At 68.8% G+C, this 25,723-nt stretch carries 24 protein-coding genes and 1 pseudogene; 17 read left to right on the top strand and 8 right to left on the bottom strand.

What is annotated here, in order from left to right:
- Nucleotides 1-40 precede the first annotated feature (40 nt).
- Nucleotides 41-1,207, top strand: coding sequence for a DoxX family membrane protein (locus AB0F86_RS13150; protein WP_181696566.1), 1,167 nt, complete (start codon nucleotides 41-43; stop codon nucleotides 1,205-1,207).
- Nucleotides 1,208-1,485: 278 nt separating this feature from the next.
- Complete coding sequence (locus AB0F86_RS13155) at nucleotides 1,486-1,791, top strand: hypothetical protein (RefSeq protein WP_181696565.1); 306 nt, start codon at nucleotides 1,486-1,488, stop codon at nucleotides 1,789-1,791.
- A gap of 5 nt (nucleotides 1,792-1,796) precedes the next feature.
- On the opposite strand, the gene AB0F86_RS13160 is transcribed toward AB0F86_RS13155, so the two are convergent.
- Nucleotides 1,797-2,120 (bottom strand): hypothetical protein, encoded by a 324-nt coding sequence (locus AB0F86_RS13160; RefSeq protein WP_181696564.1) that lies wholly within the window; start codon nucleotides 2,118-2,120, stop codon nucleotides 1,797-1,799.
- A 22-nt stretch (nucleotides 2,121-2,142) separates the two neighbouring features.
- A complete protein-coding gene (locus AB0F86_RS13165; protein ID WP_220139010.1) occupies nucleotides 2,143-2,934 on the bottom strand; it encodes a helix-turn-helix domain-containing protein in 792 nt (263 codons plus the stop codon).
- Nucleotides 2,935-3,251: 317 nt separating this feature from the next.
- Between AB0F86_RS13165 and AB0F86_RS13170 the strand changes: the two genes are divergently transcribed.
- The 3 genes from AB0F86_RS13170 (at nucleotide 3,252) to AB0F86_RS13180 (ending at nucleotide 6,039) form a co-directional block, all read left to right on the top strand.
- Complete coding sequence (locus tag AB0F86_RS13170; RefSeq protein WP_225278766.1) at nucleotides 3,252-3,836, top strand: CHAP domain-containing protein; 585 nt, start codon at nucleotides 3,252-3,254, stop codon at nucleotides 3,834-3,836.
- Nucleotides 3,837-4,023: 187 nt separating this feature from the next.
- Nucleotides 4,024-5,172 carry a hypothetical protein gene (locus AB0F86_RS13175; protein WP_225278767.1) on the top strand — a complete coding sequence of 383 codons (1,149 nt, stop codon included), beginning with the start codon at nucleotides 4,024-4,026 and terminating at the stop codon, nucleotides 5,170-5,172.
- Nucleotides 5,173-5,328: 156 nt separating this feature from the next.
- Nucleotides 5,329-6,039, top strand: a complete 711-nt coding sequence (locus AB0F86_RS13180) for a DUF1906 domain-containing protein (RefSeq protein ID WP_181696562.1) — start codon at nucleotides 5,329-5,331, stop codon at nucleotides 6,037-6,039.
- 65 nt (nucleotides 6,040-6,104) lie between these two features.
- Here AB0F86_RS13180 and AB0F86_RS13185 read toward each other — a convergent pair whose 3' ends face one another.
- Nucleotides 6,105-6,878 (bottom strand): hypothetical protein, encoded by a 774-nt coding sequence (locus tag AB0F86_RS13185; RefSeq protein ID WP_067485726.1) that lies wholly within the window; start codon nucleotides 6,876-6,878, stop codon nucleotides 6,105-6,107.
- Nucleotides 6,879-7,269: 391 nt separating this feature from the next.
- On the opposite strand from AB0F86_RS13185, the pseudogene AB0F86_RS13190 reads away from it, so the two are divergent.
- A pseudogene (locus AB0F86_RS13190) lies at nucleotides 7,270-8,496 on the top strand (mannosyltransferase); the annotation flags it as partial.
- A gap of 1 nt (nucleotide 8,497) precedes the next feature.
- Here AB0F86_RS13190 and AB0F86_RS13195 read toward each other — a convergent pair.
- Both AB0F86_RS13195 and AB0F86_RS13200 read right to left on the bottom strand, forming a co-directional pair.
- Nucleotides 8,498-8,788 carry a 4a-hydroxytetrahydrobiopterin dehydratase gene (locus AB0F86_RS13195; protein WP_181696560.1) on the bottom strand — a complete coding sequence of 97 codons (291 nt, stop codon included), beginning with the start codon at nucleotides 8,786-8,788 and terminating at the stop codon, nucleotides 8,498-8,500.
- Nucleotides 8,789-8,841: 53 nt separating this feature from the next.
- Entirely contained in the window at nucleotides 8,842-9,018 is a 177-nt protein-coding gene (locus AB0F86_RS13200; protein ID WP_181696559.1) for a hypothetical protein, read from the bottom strand.
- A gap of 124 nt (nucleotides 9,019-9,142) precedes the next feature.
- On the opposite strand from AB0F86_RS13200, the gene typA reads away from it, so the two are divergent.
- From typA to AB0F86_RS13220, 4 genes are all read left to right on the top strand, one after another.
- The gene (gene typA, locus AB0F86_RS13205) at nucleotides 9,143-11,047 is read left to right on the top strand and encodes a translational GTPase TypA (protein WP_181696558.1); all 1,905 of its coding nucleotides are present in this window, start codon (nucleotides 9,143-9,145) and stop codon (nucleotides 11,045-11,047) included.
- A 252-nt stretch (nucleotides 11,048-11,299) separates the two neighbouring features.
- Nucleotides 11,300-13,021 carry an ABC transporter family substrate-binding protein gene (locus AB0F86_RS13210; RefSeq protein WP_181696772.1) on the top strand — a complete coding sequence of 574 codons (1,722 nt, stop codon included), beginning with the start codon at nucleotides 11,300-11,302 and terminating at the stop codon, nucleotides 13,019-13,021.
- Nucleotides 13,018-13,905, top strand: coding sequence for an N-acetyl-1-D-myo-inositol-2-amino-2-deoxy-alpha-D-glucopyranoside deacetylase (gene mshB, locus AB0F86_RS13215; protein ID WP_356986860.1), 888 nt, complete (start codon nucleotides 13,018-13,020; stop codon nucleotides 13,903-13,905). The genes AB0F86_RS13210 and mshB overlap by 4 nt, the downstream gene beginning before the upstream one ends.
- A gap of 27 nt (nucleotides 13,906-13,932) precedes the next feature.
- Nucleotides 13,933-14,361: a hypothetical protein gene (locus tag AB0F86_RS13220; protein WP_181696556.1), complete on the top strand. Its 429-nt coding sequence runs from the start codon at nucleotides 13,933-13,935 to the stop codon at nucleotides 14,359-14,361.
- Here AB0F86_RS13220 and AB0F86_RS13225 read toward each other — a convergent pair whose 3' ends face one another.
- Nucleotides 14,362-15,096, bottom strand: coding sequence for a TetR/AcrR family transcriptional regulator C-terminal domain-containing protein (locus tag AB0F86_RS13225; RefSeq protein WP_067637748.1), 735 nt, complete (start codon nucleotides 15,094-15,096; stop codon nucleotides 14,362-14,364).
- A gap of 160 nt (nucleotides 15,097-15,256) precedes the next feature.
- On the opposite strand from AB0F86_RS13225, the gene AB0F86_RS13230 reads away from it, so the two are divergent.
- Nucleotides 15,257-16,762 carry an MFS transporter gene (locus AB0F86_RS13230; protein ID WP_356986858.1) on the top strand — a complete coding sequence of 502 codons (1,506 nt, stop codon included), beginning with the start codon at nucleotides 15,257-15,259 and terminating at the stop codon, nucleotides 16,760-16,762.
- 171 nt (nucleotides 16,763-16,933) lie between these two features.
- On the opposite strand, the gene AB0F86_RS13235 is transcribed toward AB0F86_RS13230, so the two are convergent.
- Both AB0F86_RS13235 and AB0F86_RS13240 read right to left on the bottom strand, forming a co-directional pair.
- A complete protein-coding gene (locus tag AB0F86_RS13235) occupies nucleotides 16,934-18,454 on the bottom strand; it encodes a PH domain-containing protein (protein ID WP_356986856.1) in 1,521 nt (506 codons plus the stop codon).
- Nucleotides 18,451-18,948, bottom strand: coding sequence for a PH domain-containing protein (locus AB0F86_RS13240; protein WP_181696553.1), 498 nt, complete (start codon nucleotides 18,946-18,948; stop codon nucleotides 18,451-18,453). Before AB0F86_RS13240 ends, AB0F86_RS13235 begins: the two co-directional genes overlap by 4 nt.
- A 150-nt stretch (nucleotides 18,949-19,098) precedes the next feature.
- On the opposite strand from AB0F86_RS13240, the gene AB0F86_RS13245 reads away from it, so the two are divergent.
- From AB0F86_RS13245 to AB0F86_RS13270, 6 genes are all read left to right on the top strand, one after another.
- Entirely contained in the window at nucleotides 19,099-21,699 is a 2,601-nt protein-coding gene (locus AB0F86_RS13245) for a bifunctional FO biosynthesis protein CofGH (protein WP_356986854.1), read from the top strand.
- Between the two features lie 83 nt (nucleotides 21,700-21,782).
- Complete coding sequence (locus tag AB0F86_RS13250; protein WP_356986852.1) at nucleotides 21,783-22,034, top strand: Arc family DNA-binding protein; 252 nt, start codon at nucleotides 21,783-21,785, stop codon at nucleotides 22,032-22,034.
- A complete protein-coding gene (locus AB0F86_RS13255) occupies nucleotides 22,031-22,447 on the top strand; it encodes a type II toxin-antitoxin system VapC family toxin (protein WP_356986850.1) in 417 nt (138 codons plus the stop codon). Before AB0F86_RS13250 ends, AB0F86_RS13255 begins: the two co-directional genes overlap by 4 nt.
- Before the next feature lie 114 nt (nucleotides 22,448-22,561).
- Nucleotides 22,562-22,885 carry a ferredoxin gene (gene fdxA / locus AB0F86_RS13260; RefSeq protein ID WP_022566345.1) on the top strand — a complete coding sequence of 108 codons (324 nt, stop codon included), beginning with the start codon at nucleotides 22,562-22,564 and terminating at the stop codon, nucleotides 22,883-22,885.
- Nucleotides 22,882-23,997 (top strand): succinyldiaminopimelate transaminase, encoded by a 1,116-nt coding sequence (gene dapC, locus AB0F86_RS13265; RefSeq protein ID WP_356986848.1) that lies wholly within the window; start codon nucleotides 22,882-22,884, stop codon nucleotides 23,995-23,997. The genes fdxA and dapC overlap by 4 nt, the downstream gene beginning before the upstream one ends.
- Before the next feature lie 101 nt (nucleotides 23,998-24,098).
- The gene (locus tag AB0F86_RS13270; RefSeq protein WP_356986846.1) at nucleotides 24,099-25,715 is read left to right on the top strand and encodes a serine/threonine-protein kinase; all 1,617 of its coding nucleotides are present in this window, start codon (nucleotides 24,099-24,101) and stop codon (nucleotides 25,713-25,715) included.
- Nucleotides 25,716-25,723: the final 8 nt, after the last annotated feature.

The raw sequence follows: 25,723 nt of genomic DNA on the forward strand, positions 1-25,723 counted from the left end.
GGAAGCGAGGAACCGACAAGCCAGACGAAGGGACCCGACCATGCCGATCAGGCCTGTCCGCCGCATTGCCCGCACACTGCTGGGGACGACGTTCATCGCCACCGGAGTGAACGGTTTGATGAATCCGAAGCCGCGTGCCGAGGCGGCCGCCGCCCTTGCCGACAAGGGGCGCGACAGCCTGCCCGACGCGCTGGCCGCCAAGGTCCCCGACGACCCCGGCAAGATGGTGCAGATCAACGCGATGGTGCAGGTGGCCGGTGGTCTGCTGCTGGCGAGCGGTCGCGCGCCCCGCCCCGCCGCCTTCCTGCTCGCCGCGACCGTCGTCCCGGGCACCGTCACCGAACAGGACTTCTGGTCCGAATCCGACCCCGATCGCAAGGCGGTGAAGCGAGCGGGGTTCCTCAAGGATCTCGGCCTGCTCGGCGGCCTGATGATCGCGGCGGCCGACACCGAGGGCAAACCGTCGCTGGGCTGGCGTGGCCGCCGCGCCGCCCACAAGCTGATGGATCGCAGCCCGAGCCTGGCCGAGCAGGTGCGCGACGAAGGAGTTGTGGTCCTCGACGCCGCCAAGACGCGCGGGTCGCAACTGGCCGAGGTCGCCAAGGAACGTGGCCCCCAGCTCGCGGAACTCGCCCGCGCCCGCAGCGAGCAACTGGCCGAACTGGCCAGGGAACGCGGCCCGCAGATCGCCGAAGCCGCCCGCGAACGCGGCGCGCACATCGCCGAGGTGGCGCGCGACCGTGGGCCGGAGGTTGCCGACGAGGCGCGCGGTCGCAGCTCGCACCTGGTCGAGGTGGCCAAGGAGCGCGGGGCGCAGCTGGCGGAGATCGCCAGGGAGCGTGGTTCGCAGGCGGCCGAGGTCGCGCGGGAACGCGGTTCGGAGGCGGCCGAGGTCGCACGGGAACGTGGCGCGGAGGCAGCCGAAGTTGCGCGGAAACGCGGCGCGCGGGCGGCTGAGGTCGCGCGCGAACGCGGTGAAGAGGCCAAGGTCCGCGGCAAGTACGCTGCCGAGCTCGCTCGCGAGCGTGGTGAGGAAGCCAAGATTCGCGGCAAGTACGCCGCCGAGCTGGCCCGCGAGCGCGGTTCGGAGCTGACCAACGGCAAGCACCGCCGCCTCCCCGCCGCAGCGGCCGACCTCGCCGACCTCGTCGAAAAGACCACGTCCACAACGGCATCCGCGGTCCGTCAGCGTTCGGCCCGCCGATAGCCGAGAGCTCGACGCACCCGAAGGTCCGACTGCCGGACCACGAATAGGCCCAACCGCCGCACCGCCACAGCCGGTGCGGCGGTTGCCGTATCGGGCCGCCCTTGGGACTCTCCACAAGGATCTGCCCCGATATCCGTGGTCTGTCAGACCCGCACCGCATGACGGAGTATGGGAACTCGCGCGGGAGATCGGGTAATCCCGGCGAATCGGGTTTGATGCCGCGCTCAGGTGTGAATACTGGGCTTTCGCAGTTGTTTTCGGAGAGTGGGATTCATCAGATGTTGTCCGGTCGTGAAACGTCCAAGCCGTATGCCGTTCGAGTCGCGTTGGTCGCGGCGGCGGTGACGATCGGGGTGCTCGGTTCGGCGGGCCAGGCGGCCGCGCTACCCGGCTCGGGTTCGGCGAGTGGGTCGGCGGATCTGGCGACCGGGTCGGCCACCGGTTCGGCGCAGCTGGCGACGGGTTCGGCGGCGGGCTCCTCGGATACCGGTGCCGCGGGCGGTTACTTCGCCTGGCAGTCGTCGCAGTTCCTGAACAACACCCTGCGGTTCCTGCTGTCGCTGCCGCAGGGAAACCTGCGGTAGGACACCTACTTCCAGGCCTTTTCCCAGCGCTCGGCGGCCCAGTCGCGCACATCGGGACTCACCAGGATCGCGGGTAGCAGCAGCGCGAAACCGATCGCGAGCACCGCGAGCCGCACCCACACGCTGAGTTCGGCGAGCGCGCGCAACAAGGCGGGCAGCACGCACAGGGCCGCGAGGACGACCAGGATGATCGCGGCGAGGTTGCGGCCGGGCCCGGCGATCAGCGCCGCGCACGTACCGAAGCACAGTCCGAGTACGAGTCCGACGACGCCGACGAAGTAGTTGTCCCAGGCCAACCAGCCGGGGCGCGCTGTCCGTTGCGTGGCCACGGCCGCAGCTTAACTCGAGCAGCTACTGGTTTGCGGCGTCTCGGCTGGAGCCGTCGAGAAGCGGGCAGAAGGTGACGAGCGACCATTCCCGCCGGGGCACGATCGAGTCGTGTACCTGCATGGTCATCGCTACGGCGGCGCCGGTCTCCGGGTGCCGGATCCGCTGCACGGGCCGGTCGAGGTGGGAGGGCACGTCGGGCTCGGTGGTCCAGAACCGTTCCCATTCCTCGGCGACCGCGCATGCCGCGAAGAGCCGGTCGATCCGCTCCTTGGGCACGACGCCGGGGCTCATCACCCGGAATCCGTAGACGCACAGGTGAACCTGCTTGTCCCAGTCGAGCATCACCTCGCGTGACCGCGGGTCGAGCAGCATCCATTCCAGCAGCGTGGTGCTGGTGTCGAGGCCGGGAAAGTACCGTGTCCAGGCCGAATTCGTGGCGACCACATCGTAGGTCGTGTACATCTGCAGGCTGGCGGGATACGAGATCGAGTTGAGCAGCACGAGATCGGCGGTGGGGATGTCGCTCGGGATGTCGGCCGCCGGGCTGCCGTAGCGGTCGGCCAGCGACAACGACACCAGGTGATCACGGAAAAGTGCCGGCACGTCGAGTGCGTCGAACAGCGCGGTGAGCGCCTCCAGAGTCGGTGTGCGCGAACCCTGCTCGATCTTCTGGATCAGGGCGGGGGAGATGCCCGCCTGCGCGCTGAGTGCGACGCGGGTGAGGCCTGCCGCCTCGCGACGTTCGCGCAGGTACCTGGCGATCGGCAGGTGCGGGTCTTCCACGTCGCGGTCCTCTTTCGTGCGGTGGGACAAACTGGGACAGTCGTCTAGCTTGACCGACCGTACGGGTGTTCGCGAAAATTCTCGCAGCCGGGCGGGGCAGCGCCGGGCCGACTATCAGTAGTTCCGGAGCGGAACGGTCGCCGGAGGGGACGGCACGCGTGGTTGTCGCGCGCGCCGAGAGCGCCGTCGCCTGTCGAGGCGTCGATACCCGGGTGGCGCAGGGGTCCACCCGGTGATCACGATCCGCGTCCGCTCCGGGACCACGCTGCGAGATTCTTCCGTATACAGGGAACCGCCGGCCCTCGCGATTCGTCTAATGAAGCAGAGACCGATGAAAGCGGGGGGCGATGACGCAGCTGCAGAGCAAGGGGACCGGGCGCGGTTCCAGATGGATCCTCGGTATTTCCGGCGTGCTCGCGGCCACGGCGGTGCTGGTGGCCGGGCTGGTGTGGTGGCAGCACGACTGGGGTGAGCCGTTCCCGGCCCTCGACAGCGAACACCTCGACGAACAGCAGATCGCGCTGGTCGACGTGTTGCGCCGCGAATACGAGAAGCCCGGTGACGGACCGAAGTACGCCGAGGGCGTGAAGGAGGCGTGGTGCGCCGACTTCGTCAGCTGGACCATGCGCGAGGCGGGCAGGCCCCTGAGCAACCCGAACTCCGGTTCCTGGCGCATCCCCGGGGTGTACACGCTGCAGGAGTACTACGAGACCGTCGGCCGGTTCACCCGTCCCGACGTGGGTTACCGGCCGCGCACCGGCGACGTGGTGCTCTACGGTCCCGACAGCCCGCTCGGTCAGCACACCAACATCGTGTTGAAGGCCGAGGGCGACACGATCACCACCATCGGCGGCAACGAGATGGGCACCATCCGGATCCGCACCATCGAGGTGAGCGAAACGCCCGACCTCGTGGGGTACGGGCGATTCTGAAAGTTACTGTCGCGCAAGGTAACCGACCCCACCGACGCGGCACGACCGGGCCGGTGCACGTACGATGGACCACGCGGCGCCCGGCAGCGCCGCAGCCGACCCCTCCGTCCTGCTTCCCCCTCATCGGCAGGACGGGGGAGTTGCGCCGACACCTGGCCGCGCACTCCGATCACGTACCGTGTTCGATGTGCGTGTGAAGGTGACCGGAGAAGCACCTCGTGACCCGAAGCGGATCGAGTACGCCGATTTCGGCGAGCGATTCGTCAGGTACGCGGTGACCGAGGACCGGATCGCCGCGGCCGTCGCGGGCATGACCGGGCGTGGTGTGCAGATCGGCCCCTTCTCCCTCGGCCCGGCGGGACTGGCCGGCTTCGCCGCCGAAGGCACCCTCGGCACCCCGGTGGTCACCCGCAATCCCGGTGACGCGCTCACCTTCGGCGTGAAGGTCCCCCTCAAACTCGCGGTGAACCTGATTCTCGGCGGCCGCAAACTCGGCGTGGCCGCCGTCGTCGAGATCGCCCTCACCCTGCACGCCCGCACCGCCGCACCGCTGCTCCTCGTCATGGACGTCGGCACGGTGACGGCCAAGGACGTGAGTTTCACGCTGCGTGCCGAGGCCATCGACACCGCCTGGGAAATGCTGCTCGACCCCATCGCGGGCCTCGTTCAGCGCGAGGTCGCGGGCCGGGTCAACGCCATCATCAGCGATCCCAAGGCGCGAGCCGAGCGCGTGTTCGACATCGAGGCGATCCTCGACGGTTATCGCTCCCCGCACCGCAACGACACCGTGTTCGACTGGATCGACCACCGCGAATTCGGTCTGCGCTTCTTCACCCAGATCGTCACCCGCGACCGCGTGCACAGCGTGGTCGCCCAGATGGCGGGCGGTGAGATCGCGATCGGACCACTGTCGGAGGGTCCGCGCGGCGCGGCGACGGTGACCGTACGCGGCGCGATCGAGCAGCCGCGAGTGGTCGAGCGCGGCGCGGCCGTGCCCGGCGAGCTGCGGGTGTTCGACATGACCCTGCCGGTCGGCCTCGACATCACCGTCGACGTGCTCAAAGCCAACCACTACCGCGCCGACCTCGAGATCCCCCTCGTCCTCACGGCGCGCGCCGCCGAACCCTTGCAGATCGTGATCGAGGTGCCGCCGCCCGCCATCGAGGACATCTCGATGGAGTTCACCGCCAAGGGTTTGCGCGCGGCGACGCTCGCCCGCCTGGCAGGCATCAAGAAACAGGTGATGGCCCAGGTCGTCGCCGTGGTGAGTACCGAGCTCGCCGATCCGACGGGCCGGACCATCGACGTCGGCGCCGCCATCGACGGCGCCACCTGACCTGTGACCGATGGTGCTGCTGTGATTAATGGGTCTAGCGGTGCCGGTGTGAGCTGTGGTGAAATGAGTCGCACGTTCTAGGCTCCCGGCGCGTACGGGGTTGACGCGCCGGGCTCGCTTGCCGGTTGTGGTCGGGTTGCGCGAAGGAGTCCTGTGATGCGTTCTGGTTCGGTCACCCGGCGTGAGTTCTTCGGATTCGCCGCCGCCGCGACAACTCTCGGCCTCGGACTGGCTGCCACGCCTGCCGCGGCACAGTCCTACGGCACCCTGGTCGACTACGCGGCCGGTGTCCCCTCGGCCGAGGCGATCAAGGCCGCGGGCCACATCGGCGTGATCCGCTACGTCTCCGACCGCAGGCCGGGCGCCGAGTGGATGGAGGGCAAACCGCTGCTGCCCGGCGAAGTGGAAGACCTGTGGGCGCACGGGTTGTCGATCGTGTCGAACTACCAGTTCGGCAAGGGCCCGACCGCCGATTGGCGTGGTGGCCTCGAAGCCGGCAAGCAGCACGCCGAACGCGGCTGGGAACTGCACACCGCCGCAGGCGGACCCGACACCGCCCCGATCTACGCCTCCATCGACGACAACCCCTCCGAGCAGGAGTTCGACGAGATGATCGCGCCCTATATCGAGGGCTGGCAGTCGGTGCTCGGCCCCGACCTCGTCGGCATCTACGCCAACACGCCGACGATCGACCGCGCCCTCGCCGCGGGCCTCGGTTCCTGGTTCTGGCAGCACAATTGGGGCACCCCGAGAGGTTTCGTGCACGACAACGCCCACCTGCACCAGTTCGAGATCGACAAGCGCGCCATCGACGGCGTCGGCGTCGACGTGAACACCGTGCTGGCCTCGGACTACGGCCAGTGGTGACCCCCTGAAACAACTCGAGCCCGGCACCGTTCGTGAGAACGGGACCGGGCTCGAGTTCTGCCTACCTACACGGTGAAGAATCCGAGGGTCGGCATGAAATTGCAGGTGCGCGGGGCGGCGCCCTCGGCGGCGGTGGTCAGCGAGCCGGAGATCACCGCGACCACCCGGCCGTGACCGGTGTTGGCGATGGTCGACAGCGTGGCGGGACCACCGGGGTTGATCTTCGCCTCGTCGGTGAGCGTCTGCACGCCCGACTGACGGGTGTCGAGGTTGAGCCACTGCACCGTCATCGGCGGGTTCTGTTCGGCGGTCGGCGCCTTGGTGCCGAGCGCGGTGAACACGAAACCGGCCTGTCCGGCGGCGGGACCGGGCGGGGGCAGCTGCGCCGGACCGGGCACCGCGAGCGCGGTGCCGACCGAGTCGGCGCCGTCACCGATGCACGCCTTGCCGATGGTCGGGTACAGGAACTGCGCGATGACCGGGCCGTTCTCGGGGATGTCGGGGCCACCACCGCCGCTGCCGTCGAGGAAGGTGATGATCCGCTCGAGCGTCGCCTTGATGGCGGGCGGCAGATTCATGGTCGCCAGCAGGACCCGCGCCTGATCGAGCAGGGCGGTCTGCGGGCTCGCGACATCGGCGGGACCGGCGATCAGTCCGGTCACAGCGGGCGCGAAAGCGGCGAGCGCGTCGACCGGGACGCCCTCGGGCACCATCGGCACGCTGACCGGGGCCGCCTGTGCGGCGGGCGCGGCCGTTGTCGACGCGGGCACGGCGAGCATGGCGCCTGCCGCGAGGGCGAGAGCGGTCGTTGCGATCCGCGATGCTCGGCTACGAAGCACTTGTCCAGCCGTCCTTACCTCGGTGTTGCGATGGGCGAGGGTTGTCGGTCCCCATGACGGGGTCACTCTAAGGACAACGCTGCCGTGTTGTACAGCCGCCGGGCCCGTGAAGGCATCCCGGCCGAAAATACTCTGCATCGAAGCTAGCCCTGCAAGGTGTTACCCGTGGGGACGTTGATGCAACTGTGACCAGCGGTGTCGCGCAGCGAAAACTGGATCCCTGGTTTTCGGCCCGCCTCGATTCTGGAGCGACGGAGCGAAGGAGCGAAGCGACTGAGCGGAGGAGTGAAGAATCGAGGCCCGCCAGGGCCGAAAACCCGCGGCGCCAGCCGCACATCCAACACAGCTATTGTGATCTGGCACCGCGTACGCGCCATTTCATACGACCGAAAGCACGGCCTTGAACCGACACCTCCGATGGGCTCTCGCGCTGCTCGGATTGTCCGTGCTCGCCCGGCTGGCCTGGATGCTGTTCGCGCCCAACGGGCTCAACGTCGTCGACCTGCATGTGTACGTCGATGGTTCGGCCTCGCTGCTCACCGATCGTCTCTACGACTTCACCTACGCGGAGAAGACGCCCGACTTCCCGCTGCCGTTCACGTATCCGCCGTTCGCCGCGCTGGTCTTCTTCCCTCTGCACTACCTGCCGTTTTCGGTGGTCGCGGTGGGCTGGATGCTGGCGACCGTCGCCGCGCTCTACGGCGTGATCGCGATCAGTTTCGAACTGCTGCTCGGTAAGAAGTCCGCGCGGGAAACGACGTGGGTCACCGCCGCGGTCGGCTGGACCGCGCTGGGTGTGTGGCTCGAGCCGGTGCGCACGACCATCGACTACGGCCAGGTGAATGTGTTCCTGGTGTTCGGGGCGATGCTCGCGGTGCGCAGTTCCCGGTGGTGGGTCTCCGGTGGGCTCGTCGGTGTGATCGCGGGGATCAAATTGACGCCTGCGATCACCGGCCTCTATTTCGTCGCTCGCCGCCGGTGGGCGACGGTGGTGTGGTCGGCGGCGGCGTTCGGGCTGACGGTTGCTGTGAGTTTTCTCATCAATGCCCACGAAGCCGAGCGCTATTTCGGCACGCTCCTCGGTGACGCCGACCGGATCGGCCCGGTGGGTTCGGTCTGGAATCAGTCGTTGCGCGGCGCGCTGAGCCGGATCCTCGGCTACGACGTCGGTTCGGGCCCGTGGTGGATCGCCGGTGTGCTGCTCACCGCCGTGCTGGCGTTCCTGGCCTGGCGCACCCTCGGCCCCGACGACCGGCTCGGCACCCTGGTGCTGGTGCAGCTGTTCGGCCTGATGATCTCGCCGATCTCCTGGTCGCACCACTGGGTGTGGCTGATCCCCACTGTGTTGTGGCTGCTCTACGGCCCGCTGAAGGCCGAGCGCATGGCGCGCGTGCTGGCCGCGTTCTGGGTGCTGACGATGCTGGTCGGCGTGCCGTGGGTGCTGTCGTTCGCGCAGCCGACGATCTGGGAGATCCCGCGTCCGTGGGTGCTGGCCTGGCTCGGCGCGGTGGATGTGATCGGGGTGTTCGTGCTGCTCGGCTGGCTGGTGTGGCACGGGCGCGACACGCTCGCCGCGCAGGTGCGTGGCCGCCGCGCGGTGGAGGTTCCGGCGGGCTGACTCAGCCCCCGACCAGGTCGTCGATCACGTGCGCCATCGCCGTGTCCTGCCCGGTGAGCCCGCCCGCGGAATGCGTGCTGAGCGTGAAACGGATTGTGCGCCAACGGATATCGATGTCGGGATGATGATCGGCCTGCTCGGCCGCGGTGGCGACCCTGCGGACCAGTTCGATTCCGTCGAGGAAGCTCGGGGCTTTCACCGTCCGGGTGATGGCGTCGCCGTCGCGCGACCAGTCCGGCAGTGTGGCCAGGGCGATGGTGATCTCGGGGTCGGAGAGCAGCGGAGTACCCATAAGTGCAGTTCTACGCCTCATCGGGGCGCGGCGCATCGCCCGTCGTCGGATGCTCAGGCGGCGCGCGCCTGTTTCAGGGCCTTTTTGAGATCTTTACCGCACACACCGGCGGCTTCGGCCTTCTTCATACGCATGATGACGACGGGGCATTTGAAGCAGCGCGTCTTCTTTCTGCAGCACTTTTTCTTCGGCTTGAGGCTGGAAACCTTCTTCGCCTTTACCTTGCCCACGCGGGTTAGCTTACCCTAAGTACAAAGGCTGACACGTGCCTGCCACTTCGGTACCGGTAGTCTGGAACAGGCCGCGAGCAAGATTCATGCGTGCCAAATACATCAACAGCAGGAGGATCCAGGCGTGTCGTCTACACGCGATTTCCGCAACGTCGCCATCGTGGCCCACGTCGACCACGGCAAGACGACCCTGGTCGACGCCATGCTTCGTCAGTCGGGCGCGTTCGCTGAGCGGGCCGAACTGGTCGACCGAGTCATGGACTCCGGTGACCTCGAGCGCGAGAAGGGCATCACCATTCTCGCGAAGAACACCGCCGTCCACCGGCACCACCCCGACGGTTCCGTCACCGTCATCAATGTCATCGATACCCCGGGCCACGCCGACTTCGGTGGTGAGGTCGAACGTGGCCTCTCCATGGTCGACGGTGTCGTCCTGCTCGTCGACGCGTCCGAGGGCCCGCTCCCGCAGACCCGGTTCGTGCTGCGCAAGGCGCTCGCGGCCAAGCTGCCGGTGATCCTGGTCGTCAACAAGACCGACCGGCCCGACGCCCGTATCGCCGAGGTCGTCGAGGAGTCGCACGATCTGCTGCTCGACCTGGCTTCCGACCTCGACGACGAGGCCGCCGAAGCCGCCGAGCTGGCGCTGGACCTGCCGGTCCTGTACGCCTCGGGCCGTGAGGGCAAGGCGTCCAAGGAGCAGCCGGAGAACGGTTCCGCTCCCGCCGCCGAGAACCTCGACGCCCTGTTCGACGTGCTGCTGGAATACATCCCGGCGCCGAAGAGCAACAAGGACGCGCCGCTGCAGGCGCACGTCACCAACCTCGACGCGTCGGCCTTCCTCGGCCGTCTCGCGCTGGTCCGCATCTACAGCGGTGAGCTGCGCAAGGGCCAGAACGTGGCCTGGATCAACGCCGACGGCGTCAAGACCGTCAAGATCACCGAGCTGCTGCAGACCGTCGGTGTCGAGCGTCAGCCGGGCGAGGTCGCCGAGGCCGGTGACATCGTCGCCATCGCAGGCATCCCCGACATCATGATCGGCGACACCCTCGCCGACGTGGAGAACCCGGTCGCGCTGCCGCGCATCTCGGTCGACGAGCCGGCCATCTCGGTGGTCATCGGCACCAACACCTCGCCGCTGGTCGGCCGGGTGCAGGGCCACAAGCTCACCGCCCGCATGGTGAAGGCGCGCCTGGATCAGGAACTGATCGGCAACGTGTCGCTGCGCGTGCTCGACATCGGCCGTCCCGACGCCTGGGAGGTGCAGGGCCGTGGTGAGCTGGCGCTGGCCATCCTGGTCGAGCAGATGCGCCGCGAGGGCTTCGAGCTCACCGTCGGCAAGCCGCAGGTGGTCACCAAGCAGGTCGACGGCAAGACCCACGAGCCGTTCGAAGAGCTGACCATCGACTGCCCCGACGAGTACCTGGGCGCCATCACCCAGCTGCTGGCCGCCCGCAAGGGCAAGATGGTGCAGATGAGCAACCATGCCGCCGGTTGGGTGCGCATGGAGTTCATCGTCCCCTCGCGTGGCCTGATCGGCTTCCGCACCGTGTTCCTCACCGAGACCCGCGGCACCGGCATCGCCAACGCCGTGTCCCACGGGTACGCCCCGTGGGCCGGTGAGATCCGCGCTCGCCACACCGGTTCGCTGGTGTCGGACCGCGCGGGCACCGTCACCCCGTTCGCGATGATCCAGCTGGCCGATCGTGGTCAGTTCTTCGTCGAGCCGGGTGCGGACACCTATGAGGGCATGGTCGTCGGTATCAACCCGCGTGCCGAGGATCTCGATATCAATGTGACCCGCGAGAAGAAGCTGACCAACATGCGCAGCGCGACCGCGGACACCTTCGAGACCATGGCCAAGCCCCTGCAGCTCGACCTCGAGCTGGCGATGGAGTTCTGTGCCGGCGACGAGTGCGTGGAGGTCACCCCCGAGGTGGTCCGCGTGCGCAAGGTCGTGCTCGGTGCCAACGAGCGGGCGCGTGACCTGTCGCGCCGCAAAGCCCGCGACAAGGCCGCCGCAGGATCATAAGCGGCTGGCGCCGCGGGGTTCGGGCCTAAACCCTCACCTCTTCCCTCCCTCCGGGCACTCCTTCGTCGCACCCTCCGGTCAGTCCAGAGGCGAGGGACGGCCCGAACCCAAGGCGGTTGGATGGTACTCAGTACCGTCCAACCGCCTTTTTCGTGCTCGAATCCGGCGGCGCCGACCGAAGCGCAATCCCGTAGAGTGCGGGGCGTGGTGAGTCCGGGGTGGTGCGCAAAGTGGCGCGTGTCGGTGCTGGCGATGATCGCCTCGACGGTGGTCGTGGCCGGGTGCACCGCGAATCCGCCGCCACCGATCGAGAGCACCGACTCACCCAAGACCACCCAGGCCAAGCCGGGCAAGAACACCGTCGTCGTCGCGATCGACGACATCGGGATCGGATTCAATCCGCATCTGCGTTCGGATCAGTCGCCCGCGACCAACGCGGTGAGTTCGATGGTGTTGCCGAGCCCGTTCCGGCCGGTGCCCAATCCCGCGCATCCCGGCGTGGTGGATTTCGTGCCCGACTCGGCGCTGATCGTGTCGGCCGATGTGACCTCGCAGGAACCGTTCACCATCACCTATACCCTGCGTAATCAGGCGAATTGGTCCGACGGCGCGCCGATCGCCGCCGAGGACTTCCGGTTCCTGTGGCAGCAGATGATCTCCCAGCCCGGTGTGGTCGATCCGGCGGGGTACCGGCTGATCTCCGACGTGGCGTCCTCCGGTGGGGGCAAAACGGTCACTGTGACGCTGACCCAGCCGTACCCGGCATGGCGTGAGCTGTTCGCGAACCTGCTGCCCTCGCATCTGGTGAAGGACTCCCCGGGCGGATTCACCAGCGGACTCGTCGACCGGATCCCGGTGTCGGGCGGCAACTTCACGATCAAGTCCGTGGATCGCGGGCGCGACGAGATCCTGCTCGAACGCAACGACCGGTTCTGGGGCACCCCGGCCGCACCGGACCAGATCCTGTTGCGCCGCGGCGGATCTCCCTCCCAGCTCGCCGAATCCCTGCGCACCGGTGACGCGCAGATGGCGCTGGTGCACGGCGGTGTTGCCACCCAGGCGCAACTCGCGGCCATCCCGTCGGTGCGCACGACGATCATGCCGCAGGCGCGGGAACTGCAGCTCACTCTCAACGGCCGCTCCGGCGACCTGGTCGACGTGCGCGTGCGCAAAGCGCTGCTGGCCCTGCTCGATCCCGCCCTGCTCGCCACCGTCGGGGCGCAGAGCGGTGGCTGGGTGGAACCCGCTCGCGCCCAAGTGCTTCCACCGTCGAGCCCCGGTTATCTGCCGACCGCCCCGCCCCGGCTCAGCGCCGACGAGGCGTTCGCCCTGTTGGCCGAGGCCGGTTTCGGGCGGGCCCCGGAGACGCCGCAGACGAGTTCGCCCACTTCGCCCGCACCGCAACCACGTTCGGTGGCGCGCAACGGCAAGGGTTTGTCGGTGCGCATCGGCGCGGTCGCCGAGGACGAGGCGGCGCTGGCTGTTGCCAATACCGCCGCCGACCAATTGCGCAGTGCCGGAATCGATGCCACCGTGCGCGGGGTCGCCGCCGACGAACTCTACGGTCGCGAACTCACCGAGTCGTCGGTCGACGCGATCGTCGGGTGGGAACTCGCGGGCGGTGATCCGGCGACCGTGCTCGCCTCCCGGTACGGATGTCCGCCGGTGGAGCCGCCGGGCGCCGACGGCCCGGTGCTCGCGGCGGCCGAGGCCTACCGGCAGGCGCCGAGCAATGTCGGTGGAGTGTGTGATCCGGGCCTGCAGCCGTCGATCGACGAGGCGCTGCGCGGGATCGAGGTGGGCCGGATCGTGGCCGAGGCCGAGCCCAAGCTGTGGGAACTGTCGACGGTGCTGCCGATCGTGCAGGACAACGTCGTCGCGGCGGCGGGCCCGCGCGTGGACGGTGCGTCGCTGTCGGGCGCCATCCAGGTCGGCATCTTCGGTGACACGGCACAGTGGCGGAGGATTCCATGACGCGCGAAACCGGTGGCCTGCTCCTGGTGCACGCCCACCCCGACGACGAAACCCTCACCACCGGTGGCACTATCGCGCACTACCGCCGTCGTGGTGTGCCGGTGACCGTGGTGACCTGCACGCTCGGTGAGGAAGGCGAGGTCATCGGCGAGCGCTGGGCGCGCCTGGTCGCCGCCGAGGCCGACCAGCTCGGCGGCTACCGCATCAGCGAACTCACCGCCGCCCTCGCCGCGCTCGACGCGGGCGAACCGCTCTTCCTCGGCGGGCCGGGTCGCTGGCGTGATTCCGGGATGGCGGGCACGCCGTCGGCCGAGCATCCGCGCGCGTTCGTGAACTCCGGTGACGCGGCGGTCGACGAACTCGTGGCGGTGTTGCTGGAACTGCGCCCGCGCGTGGTCGTCACCTACGACCCGCGCGGCGGCTACGGCCATCCCGACCACATCCGGGCACACCACGTCACCACCGCCGCCGTGGCCGCGGCCGCCGAACAGGGCTACGACGTGCCCAAGTTCTACTGGACCGTCACCGACGCCGACCTGCTGCGCCAGCACACCGCCGCCCTGGCCCGCCGCACCGTCGACGGGCTGCCCGGCGCCCTGCCCGAGGGGTGGCGGTTGCCCGTGGAGGCGGAGCTGGCGGCGATGTCGACCACCGCCGGGGTGAGCACCGTGGTCGAGTTGTCGGACGTGCTCGCCGCCAAGCGTGCGGCCATGCGCGCGCACGCCACCCAGGTGACCCTCGCGCCGAGCGGCCGGGAGTTCGCGCTGTCGAACAACATCGCCCTGCCGGTGCTGCCGGAGGAACATTTCACCCTGGTGCGTGGTACCCGTGGGCCGGTCGGCGACGACGGGTTCGAGCACGACCTGTTCGCCGGCCTCGAATGAGCCGACCGGCCGAATAGACTCGCCCGCATGGTGACCTCCGACCAGTCCACCGCGCGCCGTGGCGTGCGTCTGCCCGCACCGCCCGATCCCCTCGTCGCCGGGCTCATCGTCGTGTTGCTCATGGTCGACGCGCTCATCACTCTCGCGCTCGAGGTGCTGTTCCTGCCGCTGTACATCGGGTCGGTGCCGCTGCCGATCGCGGCGCTGGTGGCCGGGGTGGTGAATGTCGGTCTGGTGTACGGGATGGCGAGCGTCACCGATCGGCTGGGTTTCATCTTCGCGCCGATCGTGTTGTGGCTCTTCGGTTTCCTGCTGTGCGCCTCGCGCGGTCCGGGCGGTGACGTGATGCTCGGCAACGACGGTCGCACTCTGCTGCTGCTGGCCTGCGGGGTGCTCGCGCCCATGGGTTACCTGTATTTCCGGGCGAATTCGCCCCGCGCCCGCCCAGCGGGCTGATCATCCTCGACGGGTCTCGATCCCGTCGAGGATGAGGTCCAGTTCGCGGGTGAACTTGTCGAAGACGGCCGGGTCGGGCTTGTCCCGCAACCGCGCGAGCTGGTCGGTGTAGCGCTGGTGCAGGCGAGGGAAGGGGCGGGCGGCGGCCTCGCTGGCGGCGAGCACCTGGGTGGCCCACTGTTCGCTGGACAGGCCGCTCTGCGCGATCGTCATCAGCATGGCGGCCTCGCCGCCGCAGGAGCCGACGACGAACTGGAAGACGGCGTTGCCCGCGATGTCGACCACGTCGTCGGGCAGGCCCGCGGCGTCGAGGATCGCGATCATCGAGTCGGTGAGCCGCATCATGTTGGGGCCGAGGTACATCAGCGCGGCGGTGCTGAGCACCACGGTGATCCACGGGTGCGCGAGCAGGGTCTTGCGCACTCCGGCGGCTTGTTCGTGCATCACCTCGCGCCAGCGGTCGCCGTCGGGGGCGGGGACGGGAACCTCGCCGATCACCTGGTCGACGACCAGTTCCAGTAGTTCGTCCTTGTTGGCGACGTGGGTGTAGAGCGAGGTGGCACCCGCACCGAGCCGGGCGCCGAGTTTGCGCATGCTCAGGGCGTCGAAACCCTCCTCGTCGAGCAGGCGGATCGCCTCCGCCACGATCTGGTCGCGGCTCAGCGCGGGTTGGTCGCGGCGTTCGCGGGGCGGCCTGGTCCACACCGACGGGATCCCGGTCGGGCTCGCTGCCATCGCTGCCTCCTCTGCTGTGTCGGGTCTCGTCCAGCATAGCCGGTTCATGAACAGTGTTCGGTGGCCGTACAACGTTCCTCTTGCGCACAGCGTTCTTTCAACCGTACAGTGTTCGCAATGACCGCACGGTGTGCGGATAGCTTCGGAAAGGGGAGCAAAGATGTCAACGCTCACGAAGGTGCGCGATCCGCGCCGGTGGCTGATCCTGATCGTGCTGTGCCTGAGCAGCCTGGTTCTGGTCGTGGACAACATGGTGCTCACGGTCGCGATCCCACAGATCGCCACCGACCTCGGCGCGAGCGCCCAGCAGATCCAATGGATCATCGACGCCTACCTGCTGGTCTTCGCGGGCCTGCTGCTCACCTCCGGCAGCCTCTCCGACCGGTTCGGCCGCAAGCTGGTGATGATCATCGGGCTGGTGATCTTCGGCGCGGCCTCCCTGCTCGCGGCCTACGCGGCCAGTCCGGAACTGCTGATCGCCGGGCGCGCGCTGATGGGCATCGGCGGGGTGCTCATCATGCCGAGCACGCTGTCGATCCTGATCACCGTCTTCGACGACGACGAACGACCCAAGGCGATCGGCGCCTGGAGTGCCGTGGCGACCCTGGGCCTGGTCGGCGGCCCCGTGGTGGGTGGTGTGCTGCTCGAACACTTCTGGTGGGGTTCGGTTTTCGTCATGAACGCGCCGATCGTGGTGGTCGCTCTCGTCGCCGCGCTCGTGCTCATGCCCGAATCGAAGGGTCCGTGGCGCACGCCCGACTTCCCCGGCATGCTCACCTCCATCGTCGGCATGACCGCGCTGGTCTGGACGATCATCTCGGTGCCGCACGCGGGGTGGACCGATTCCGGGGTGCTCGCCGGCTTCGCCGTGACGGTCGTTGCCCTCGCTGCCTTCGTCGTCCGTGAGATGCGCGCCGAGTCCCCGATGGTTCCGCTGCACTTGTTCCGCGACCGCACCTTCACCGGGTCGAGCTTCTCGCTGGTGCTGGTGACCTTCGCCAATGGCGGACTGGTGCTCGTGCTCACCCAGTACCTGCAGTTCGTGCTCGGCTACACCCCGATGCGCACCGCGCTCGCCTTCACGCCGATGGCGGTGACGCTGCTGCTCGCCAACGGGATCGGTGCGGTGCTGGTCGGCAAGCTGGGAGCGCGGATCGTCACCATCGCCGGGCTCGTGGTGGTCGCCGCCGGTTTCGCTGTCCTCGCCACCCTCGACGCGGGCGCGAGCTTCACCCTGCCCGCCGTGGCGATGGCGCTGCTCGGCGCCGGTGGTGGTCTGGCCATGCCCGCCGCGATCGGCGCGCTGATGAGTGCGGTTCCCGAGGACCACGCCGGAGTTGGTTCAGCGCTCAACGACACCATCCAGCAGGCGGGCGCCGCGCTCGGCGTCGCGGTGCTCGGCGCCGTCCTGGCGGGCACCTTCGCGGGTGCCATGCCGGACTCCGCGCCGGACGCGGCGAGGGAGTCCATCGCGGGTGCGCTCGGCACCGGTGACGCCGGGCTGATCGGCCTGGCTCGCGACGCCTTCTGCACCGCCATGCAGGTCACGTTCGGTGTGGGTGCGCTCGCCTCGGTCGCTGCCGCGGTACTCGCGGTGGTGCTGATGCGGGACATGAAAAAGCCTGAGGCCGAGACAGATTCGGCACCGGAGGCGGTGGGCGTCTGACGCCACGGCGCGGCGCGCCGCGAGGATACCGCGGACGTGGCGAGCCCTGATGAGCCAAGGATCCGGCGGCCGGAAGTCCTCCGACTTCCGGCCGCTGCCGGTGTTTCGAGTGTTCAGTGGTGCGTTTGCAGCGAAGCGCTCAGGTTCTCGGCCGCTGCGGTGTCACTGGATTCAGCGGTGCGCTTGCAGTCCGGGGGTGACTGCGTCGATCAGGGCGACCGCGTCGTCGTAGGGGATGTCGACCACCGAATACGCCTTCTTGCCCGCGGCCGTGGCGGCGACCACCGTGGCCAAGCCGGCGCGGCGCTGCCAGAAGGTCTGGCGGATGGTCCAGCCGATGATGCCGGGGGCTTCGAGACAGTCGCGATTGCGGTCGAGGCTGCCGCGGCGGGTAATGAGCCAGGTGGGGCCGGTGTCGGCGGGCAAGACGCGGTGGCCGAGGCTGCGGTATCTGTCCTCGGCGAGCGCCGCCATCAGCGCGGCGAACACCACGGGAACAGTCCAGACCCACACGGGCAGTGGGCCTTTGGCGACTGCGAGCACGATCATGGCGAGCAGCAAGATGCCGACCGGCCAGGCCGCCCGCACATACCGACGCCGATGCGCCGCGCGACCGTGCGAAATCAAGTCGACAGTTCCCAGCATGGTGCCGGAAATACCTTGCGACACAGCAGAATCCGGCTTGGTGAGCTGTGGTCGTCGATGAGTGCGCAGGAGTTCGTCGAGGGTACGTTCGACGGCCGCACGCGGCGCCTGGGGGAGTACCTTCTGGCGCGGATTCTCCCCGGTCATGATCATTTCCAGCTGGGCGGCGCGGGCCGCACGCAGCAGCAGCGGATCGTTGAGCGTGGCGCCACGGAAGCGGGCCAGGTCGAGGGTGATCTGGCGGGTGGTGAAGAGCCCGTGTCGCAGGTGCAGCGTCGAACCGTTGTCGAGGACTCGCAGTCCGTACCACGTGGCCAGGTACTGCCCGCAGGCGGCGAGGCTCACCAGCAGCAGCGTGAGCACGACCATCGCGGCGATCACGAGGGCGACCACGGCGACGCTGTCGCGCCCGATCTCCTGTGCCGGAGCGGATTTCACGATCCACTCGAGCACCCCGTACTGCGCTGCCAACCCGGCGATCGGGGCGACGATGGCCAACCCGGTCAGCGACAACGGCGCGTACCGAACCCAGGCGGGTCGCCAATGCCCGATCTCGACACCGGATTCGTGGACGGGTGCGGCGTCGTCGGCCGGCCGTTCTTCGGATCGACCGGTGTGGGAGAGCAATTCGGTACGCAAGGTGGGAATCCGGCTCGTGTCGAGCGCGTCGAGCTTGAATTCCTCGTCCTTGGCGGTGTCGGTCCCGGTGCCGATGGTCAGCACCGCCAGACCCAGAACCCGGTGCAGCAGGTCGGCTTCCACGTCCACCGAGCGGATCCGTGGCCGCGGCACCGACAGCGTCCGGCGGCCGACGACACCGGTGCGCAACTGCACGTGATCGGCGTCGATGCGGTAGGTCGTGGTGAACCACCGCAGCACACCGAACGCGGCGACGAGCAGTACCGGGATGAGGCTCCACAGCGGATTGCCGCTGGTGGTACCGACGATCACCGAACCGAGCAGGACCGGAATGTATTTCACGATCTCGGTGACCGGATACACCAGCAGCATGCGTGGATCGAGTCGCTGCCATGGTGCCTCGCTCATGTGGCGTCTCCGCGATGCTGGGCGGCGATGGCGGTCAACCGAAGCACCGTCTGCTCGGCGACGGGCAGGTCGAGCGCGCTGATCTTCACCGCCCCGGCCGACGACGCCGTGGTGACCGTGACCGTGGCCAGCCCGAGTATCCGCTCGAGCGGGCCGCGCTCGGTGTCCACCGTCTGCACGCGCGAGATCGGCGCCACCCGGGACTCCTGATCCAGCCACCCCACCCGCGTGTACACGGCCTCGTCGGTGACCTCCCATCGGTGCACCGCGAACCGCCACAGCGGAACCACGACGACCCCGAGCACCGCCAGCGCGACCAGCGCCAGACCGGCGACCAGCTGCCAGCCGCGCCGATCGTCGACGAACATCCACACCGCGAGTGCCACCGCGAGCACGACGATGCCGACGGCGTTCTCCAGCGCCCACAGCAGTTTCGCCTTGGAGCTGGGCCGCCAGGCCGGGTCGGCGAGGATGGTTGAACGCGGCAACGACATGCTGACATCGTGGCACGAGGGTGCGACGCGTTCGCCCGGCTCGGGAATATGTGCCCACGCGGCCGAGGTTGTGGCCGAGGAAGACGACCCTCGCGCGCCCGCAACGGGCGGCGTGACCAGCCCACCACACGTTCGGGAGAGAAGTAGCGCATGATCGACGGGGTGAGCGACCTTCCACTGCCGAGCGTTCCGCCGAACCCGCCGAGTGCCTCGGCCATGCGCCGGGCGTTGCGACGGGCCCGCGACGGCGTCACGTTGAACGTCGACGAGGCCACCGTCCTGCTACACGCCACCGGCGACGACCTGGCCGACCTGTGTGCCAGCGCCGCCCGGGTCCGCGACGCCGGGCTCGAATCCGCGGGCAGACCACGCACCATCACCTACTCGCGCAATGTGTTCATCCCGCTCACCCGCCTGTGTCGCGACAAGTGTCACTACTGCACCTTCGTGACTGTGCCGGGCAAGTTGCGGGCCGAGGGCAAGGGGATGTTCCTCGAACCCGACGAGGTGCTCGAGATCGCCAGGCAAGGTGCGGCGCTCGGCTGCAAGGAAGCCCTGTTCACCCTGGGCGACCGCCCGGAGGACCGCTGGCCCGAGGCCGCGCAGTGGCTCGACGAACGCGGCTACGACTCCACCCTCGACTACCTGCGCGCGGTGTCGATCCTCGTGCTAGAGGAGACCGGGCTGCTGCCGCACCTGAACCCCGGCGTGATGAGCTGGAACGAGATCGCGCGGCTCAAGCCGGTCGCCCAGTCGATGGGCATGATGCTCGAGACCACCGCCACCCGGCTGTTCACCGAGAAGGGCGCCTGCCATTTCGGCAGCCCCGACAAGGACCCGGCGGTGCGGCTGCGCGCCATCACCGACGCGGGCAGGCTCTCGGTGCCCTACACCACCGGCATCCTGGTGGGCATCGGTGAGACGCTCGCCGAACGCGCCGACTCGATCATGGCGATCCGCAAGCTGCACCGCGAGTTCGGGCACATCCAGGAAGTGATCGTGCAGAACTTCCGGGCCAAGTCCGACACCGCCATGCGCGACGCGCCCGATGCCGATGTGGCCGAGTTCCTCGCCACGGTCGCGGTGACCAGGCTGCTGCTCGGCCCTGATGTCCCGGTGCAGGCGCCGCCGAACCTGGTGTCGCACAGCGACTGCCGCGCCCTGATCGACGCGGGTATCGACGACTGGGGTGGCGTGTCTCCGTTGACGGTCGACCACGTGAACCCCGAACGTCCGTGGCCCAATCTCGACACGCTGCGCGAGATCACCGAGGCGGCCGGCTTCACCCTCGCCGAACGCACCTCCGCGCATCCGAAGTATGTGCGCGCGGGCCACCCGTGGATCGATCCGCGCATCGGCGCGCACGTCGCGGCCCTCACCGATCCGGCCACCGGGCTGGTCAGGTCCGAGGCGATGCCCGTGGGGCTGGCCTGGCAGGAACCCGACGAGTCGTGGGACTCGGCGGGTCGGGTGGACCTCAACACCGCCATCGACTCCGAGGGACGCATCACCGACAGCCGCAGCGACTCCGGCCTCGGCCAGGAGATGGTCGGCGCGTTCGGCGACTGGGAGACCATTCGCGAACACGCCCGCGACCTGGCCGTCACCGCGCCCGAACGGCTCGATTCCGAGGTACTCGACGCACTGCGTGCCGCCGAGAACGACCCGGCGGGCCTGACCGACGACCAGTACCTCGCACTCGCCACCGCCGACGGCGTGGCACTGGATGCCGTTGCGGCCCTTGCCGATCAGCTGCGGCGCGAGGTGTCCGGTGACGAGGTCACCTACGTGGTGAACCGCAATATCAACTTCACCAATATCTGCTATACCGGCTGCCGGTTCTGCGCGTTCGCCCAGCGCAAGGGCGATGCCGACGCCTTCACGCTGAGCACCGACGAGGTGGCCGACCGGGCCTGGGAAGCCCACGTCGACGGCGCCACCGAGATCTGCATGCAGGGCGGCATCGACCCCGAACTGCCCGTCACCGGGTACGCCGACCTGGTGCGCGCCATCAAGGCCCGCGTCCCGTCGATGCACGTGCACGCCTTCAGCCCGATGGAGATCGTCAACGGCGCCTCCCGTGGTGGGCAGAGCATCCGCGACTGGCTCGCGGCGCTGAAAGAGGCCGGTCTCGGCTCGATTCCCGGCACCGCCGCCGAGATCCTCGACGACGAGGTGCGCTGGGTGCTCACCAAGGGCAAACTGCCCACCTCCGCCTGGATCGAGGTGATCACCACCGCCCACGAACTGGGCATCCCGTCGAGTTCGACCATGATGTACGGGCACGTCGACAACCCGAAGCACTGGGTCGGTCACCTGCGGGTGCTGCGCGAAATCCAGGACCGCACCGGCGGTTTCACCGAGTTCGTGCCGCTGCCGTTCGTCCACCAGAGCGCCCCGCTGTACCTGGCGGGCGCCGCGCGTCCCGGCCCGACCAACCGCGACAACCGCGCCGTCCACGCCCTCGCGCGCATCATGCTGCACGGCCGCATCCACAACATCCAGACCAGCTGGGTGAAGCTGGGCACGGTCGGCACCCAGATGATGCTCACCGGCGGCGCCAACGACCTCGGCGGAACGCTGATGGAGGAAACCATCTCCCGCATGGCGGGCTCCCAACACGGCTCGGCCAAGACCGTCGCCGAACTCACCGAGATCGCCGCGGGCATCGACCGCCCGGTCCGCGAACGAACCACCACCTACGGAACCGTCGAGCGCACACCTCGCGCCCTACCGCTGACAGTGAGCTGACCCTGGTCAAGGGAGCGCGGCAGGAGTAAGGTCGGCGCTGATGACGACATTGGCGCCAATGACTGCATCCAGGGAGGGTGGCGATGGCGAGACTGACGGTTCGCGACCTGCCGGATGACGTCCGGGAGGCCTTACGGGTCCGTGCGGCGCAGCACGGACGCAGTACCGAGGCCGAAGTGCGGCAGATTCTCATCGACGTGGTGTTTCCCGGCACAGAGGTACAGATCGGCTCGCTGCTCGCCGACATCGGCCGCGAAGCGACGTTGACCGACGACGAGGTCGACCAGCTCGCCGCGCGTGACCGGACTCCCGCCACCCCGCTGGAACTCGGATGATCATCCTCGACTCCAACGTGGTGTCCGAGCCGCTGCGCGCCGCGCCCGATCCGCGGGTCGTCAAATGGCTCGATACCCAGCAGCTGCACACCCTCTATCTCTCGGCGGTGACCGTCGCCGAACTGCGCTTCGGCATCGCGGCCATGCCTGCGGGCCGCCGTCGCGAATTGCTGGCGGAACGGGTGGAGTCGAAGGTGTTGCCGCTGTTCACCGGTCGTGTGCTGCCCTTCGACCTGGCCGCATCGGCGGCGTACGCCGAGCTCATGGCGACGGCTCGCACGCGCGGATGCGCGATCGCGGCGGCCGACGGCTATATCGCGGCAATCGCCGCCTCTGCGGGAATGTCTGTCGCCACCCGGGACGGCTCTCCGTTCGTCGCGGCCGGAGTGCCGGTGGTGGACCCATGGGCCTGAGTAGGTTCGATGAACTAGTTAGGGCAGGCTGACCTGGGGGTAGCGTGTAGTTCGGGATAGGGTTTGGGGGGCGGAGTTGGCCCCCGCAGCTGTGGACAGACTAGGAGAACGGCAGTGCCGTACATCATCGCTGAACCGTGCGTTGACGTGAAGGACAAGGCGTGCATCGAGGAATGCCCCGTGGACTGCATCTACGAGGGTGGCCGCATGCTCTACATCCAACCCGACGAGTGCGTTGACTGTGGTGCGTGTGAGCCGGTCTGCCCCGTGGAGGCGATCTTCTACGAGGACGACACCCCGGACCAGTGGAGCGGCTACATCAACGCCAATGTCGACTTCTTCGACGAACTCGGGTCGCCCGGCGGCGCGACCAAGGTGGGCAAGGTCGACTACGACCCGGCCTTCATCAAGGCGCTGCCTCCCATGGCCGAAGAATGAGCACAGGGGTGCCGACCCGTGGCCGGGTGAGCAGCCTGCTGCCCGACTTCCCGTGGGACACCATCGCCGCGGTCAAACAGAAAGCCGCCGCGCATCCCGGCGGGCTGGTCGACCTGTCCGTGGGCACACCGGTCGACCCGGTCGACCCGCTCATCCAGGCCGCACTCGGCTCCGTCGCGGCCGTTCCCGGGTACCCGACCACGCACGGCACCCCTGAACTACGCGCCGCGGCCGTCGCCGCGCTGGCGCGCCGGTTCGGCATCACCGGTGTCGACCCGGCGGCCGTGCTGCCGGTGATCGGCACCAAAGAGCTCATCGCCGGACTACCGCGCCTGCTCGGCATCGGCGCCGACGATCTCGTCGTCATCCCCGAGATCGCCTACCCCACTTACGAAGTGGGCGCCCTGTTGGCCGGTGCGAAGCCGTGGCGCGCCGACGGCCTCACCCAGATCGGCCCGCAGAACCCGGCGCTGATCTTCGTGAACTCCCCGTCCAACCCCACCGGCAAGGTGCTGCCCGTCGAGCACCTGCGCAAGGTGGTGGCCTTCGCCCGCGAACGCGGCGCGGTCGTCGCCTCCGACGAGTGCTACCTGGGCCTGGTCTGGGAGGGCGAGGCGGTCTCCATCCTCGACCCGCGCGTCTGCGACGGCGACCACACCGGCCTGCTGGCCATCCATTCCCTGTCGAAGACCTCGAACCTGGCCGGCTACCGCGCCGGTTTCGTCGCGGGCGACCCCGAACTGGTCGCCGAACTGCTCGAGGTGCGCAAGCACTCCGGCATGATGCTGCCCTTCCCCATCCAGGCCGCCATGACCGCAGCCCTCGCCGACGACGCCCACGAGGCGGAGCAGCGCGAGCGGTACCGCGCCCGCCGCGACACCCTGCGAAAAGCCTTGGAGCAGGCCGGTTTCCGCATCGACTTCTCCGAGGCGGGCCTCTACCTGTGGGCCACCCGTGGCGAAGCCTGCCGGGTCACCCTCGACTGGCTCGCCGACCGCGGCATCCTCGCCGCCCCCGGCGACTTCTACGGACCCCGCTCCCCGGAGCACGTCCGTATCGCCCTCACCGCCACCGACGAACGCATCGCCGAAGCGGCCGCCCGGCTCTCCTGAGACGGCCGGGTCCGGTTGCCCCGCATCCTGTCTCGCGCGCGAATCGGTTAGTGTCCGCACAGTCGAATTCGGCGCGAACAGGATCGAAAGGCTCGCAACACATGCACGGGGTGGATTTGGTCGCGGGCACGGTGTTCGCCGGATATCGGATCGAGCGGGTGCTCGGACGCGGTGGAATGGGCACCGTATACCTGGCCGCACACCCCCGCCTGCCGCGGCGGGTCGCGCTGAAACTGCTGAATCGCGACCTGTATTCGGACCAGGAGGTGCGGGCCCGGTTCGAGCGCGAAGCCGACGTGTCGGCCCGCCTCGACCATCCCGGCATCGTGTCGGTGCTCGATCGCGGTGTCGAAGACGGGCTGATGTGGATTTCCATGCAGTACGTGGACGGCACCGATGCCTCGGTGTTCCGTGGTCGCCCGCTGGACCCCGCCCGCGCGGTCGACATCATCGCCCAGACCGCCGAGGCCCTCGACTACGCCCACGAGCGCGGTGTGCTGCACCGGGACGTGAAACCCGCCAATATTCTGCTCTCCGCGGGCCGGGGCCGGGATCGCGTGCTGCTCACCGATTTCGGGATCGCCCGCCTGCGCGGTGACGCCCGCCAGCTCACCCGCACCGGTGACTTCCTCGCCACCCTCGCCTACGCCTCACCCGAACAATTGTCCGGTGCGACTGTGGATCACCGATCCGACCAATACTCGCTGGGTTGTTCCCTGTACACCTTGCTCACCGGCGAAAGCCCTTTCCCCGCAGACAATCCCGGTGCAGTCGTCGCCGCGCATCTCACCAAGCCGGTGCCGCGCGCTTCGGACCGAGTAGCCGGTCTGGCGCCGGGTCTCGACGCGGTGATCGGCCGCGCCATGGCGAAGGACGCGGCTGAGAGGTTCGGCAGCTGCGCCGAATTCGGTCAGGCTGCGGTCGCGGCATCGGCCGGTGTGGCTGCCACCCCGGCACTGATCGGCGCCCCGCAGCGCACCGGACCGGCGCTGTTGCCCGCGGAAACGCGACGCTACCCGGCCATGAGCGCTTCCTCGCCGTCGAGTGCTCCCACCGGAACTTCTACTACTCCAGACGACCTACGAACGGCTGCCGCGCCCCATCCGGGTGCTCGCGCGGCGGGTCCGCGCGAGACCGAGGCTCCGCGCAAAGCTGTCTCGTCTCGATGGCGGGCGCTCGCGGTGGGTCTGCTCGTACTCGCGATGATCGCCGGAGTCGGCGTTGTCGGTGCGGGCGCGGTCTACTGGAAATTCGTTCGGCCGCAGCGTGTTCCGCCTCCGCCGACCTGGGGCGAGCATTCTTCGATCGCCACGGCGTTCCCGAGCTTGATCGCGTCGAATCCGGCCGGTCGTGGCTGGCGCGATGCCGCCTGTTCGCCGACGTCCACGTTCGTGGTCGCTCCCGGCGACCCGGCGCCCGTTCGCCAGATCTCGTGCACCGACGCCGACGGCGTCATCACCTGGTTCACCGCGTACCCCTCCGCCGCCGACGTCGAGAACTATTTCTCCCGGCACACCGTCGTCCACGACGTCCGAACCCACCCAGCGCGAAATTCGGCCGTCGCCGTCGCACGCCCGAGCGACCCGGGCGCCCCCTTCACCCTCGCGGTGCGGGAACGCGATCACAGCGCCACGGCCGACATTCTCGTCGAGGTCTCCTGGCCCGGCCACACCTTCGACGAGACCTACGCATCCTGGATCGAACAAGCCCCGCTCTGAGTCGGCGG

Source organism: Nocardia sp. NPDC023733, from assembly GCF_040639775.1.
Taxonomy (GTDB): domain Bacteria; phylum Actinomycetota; class Actinomycetes; order Mycobacteriales; family Mycobacteriaceae; genus Nocardia; species Nocardia rosealba.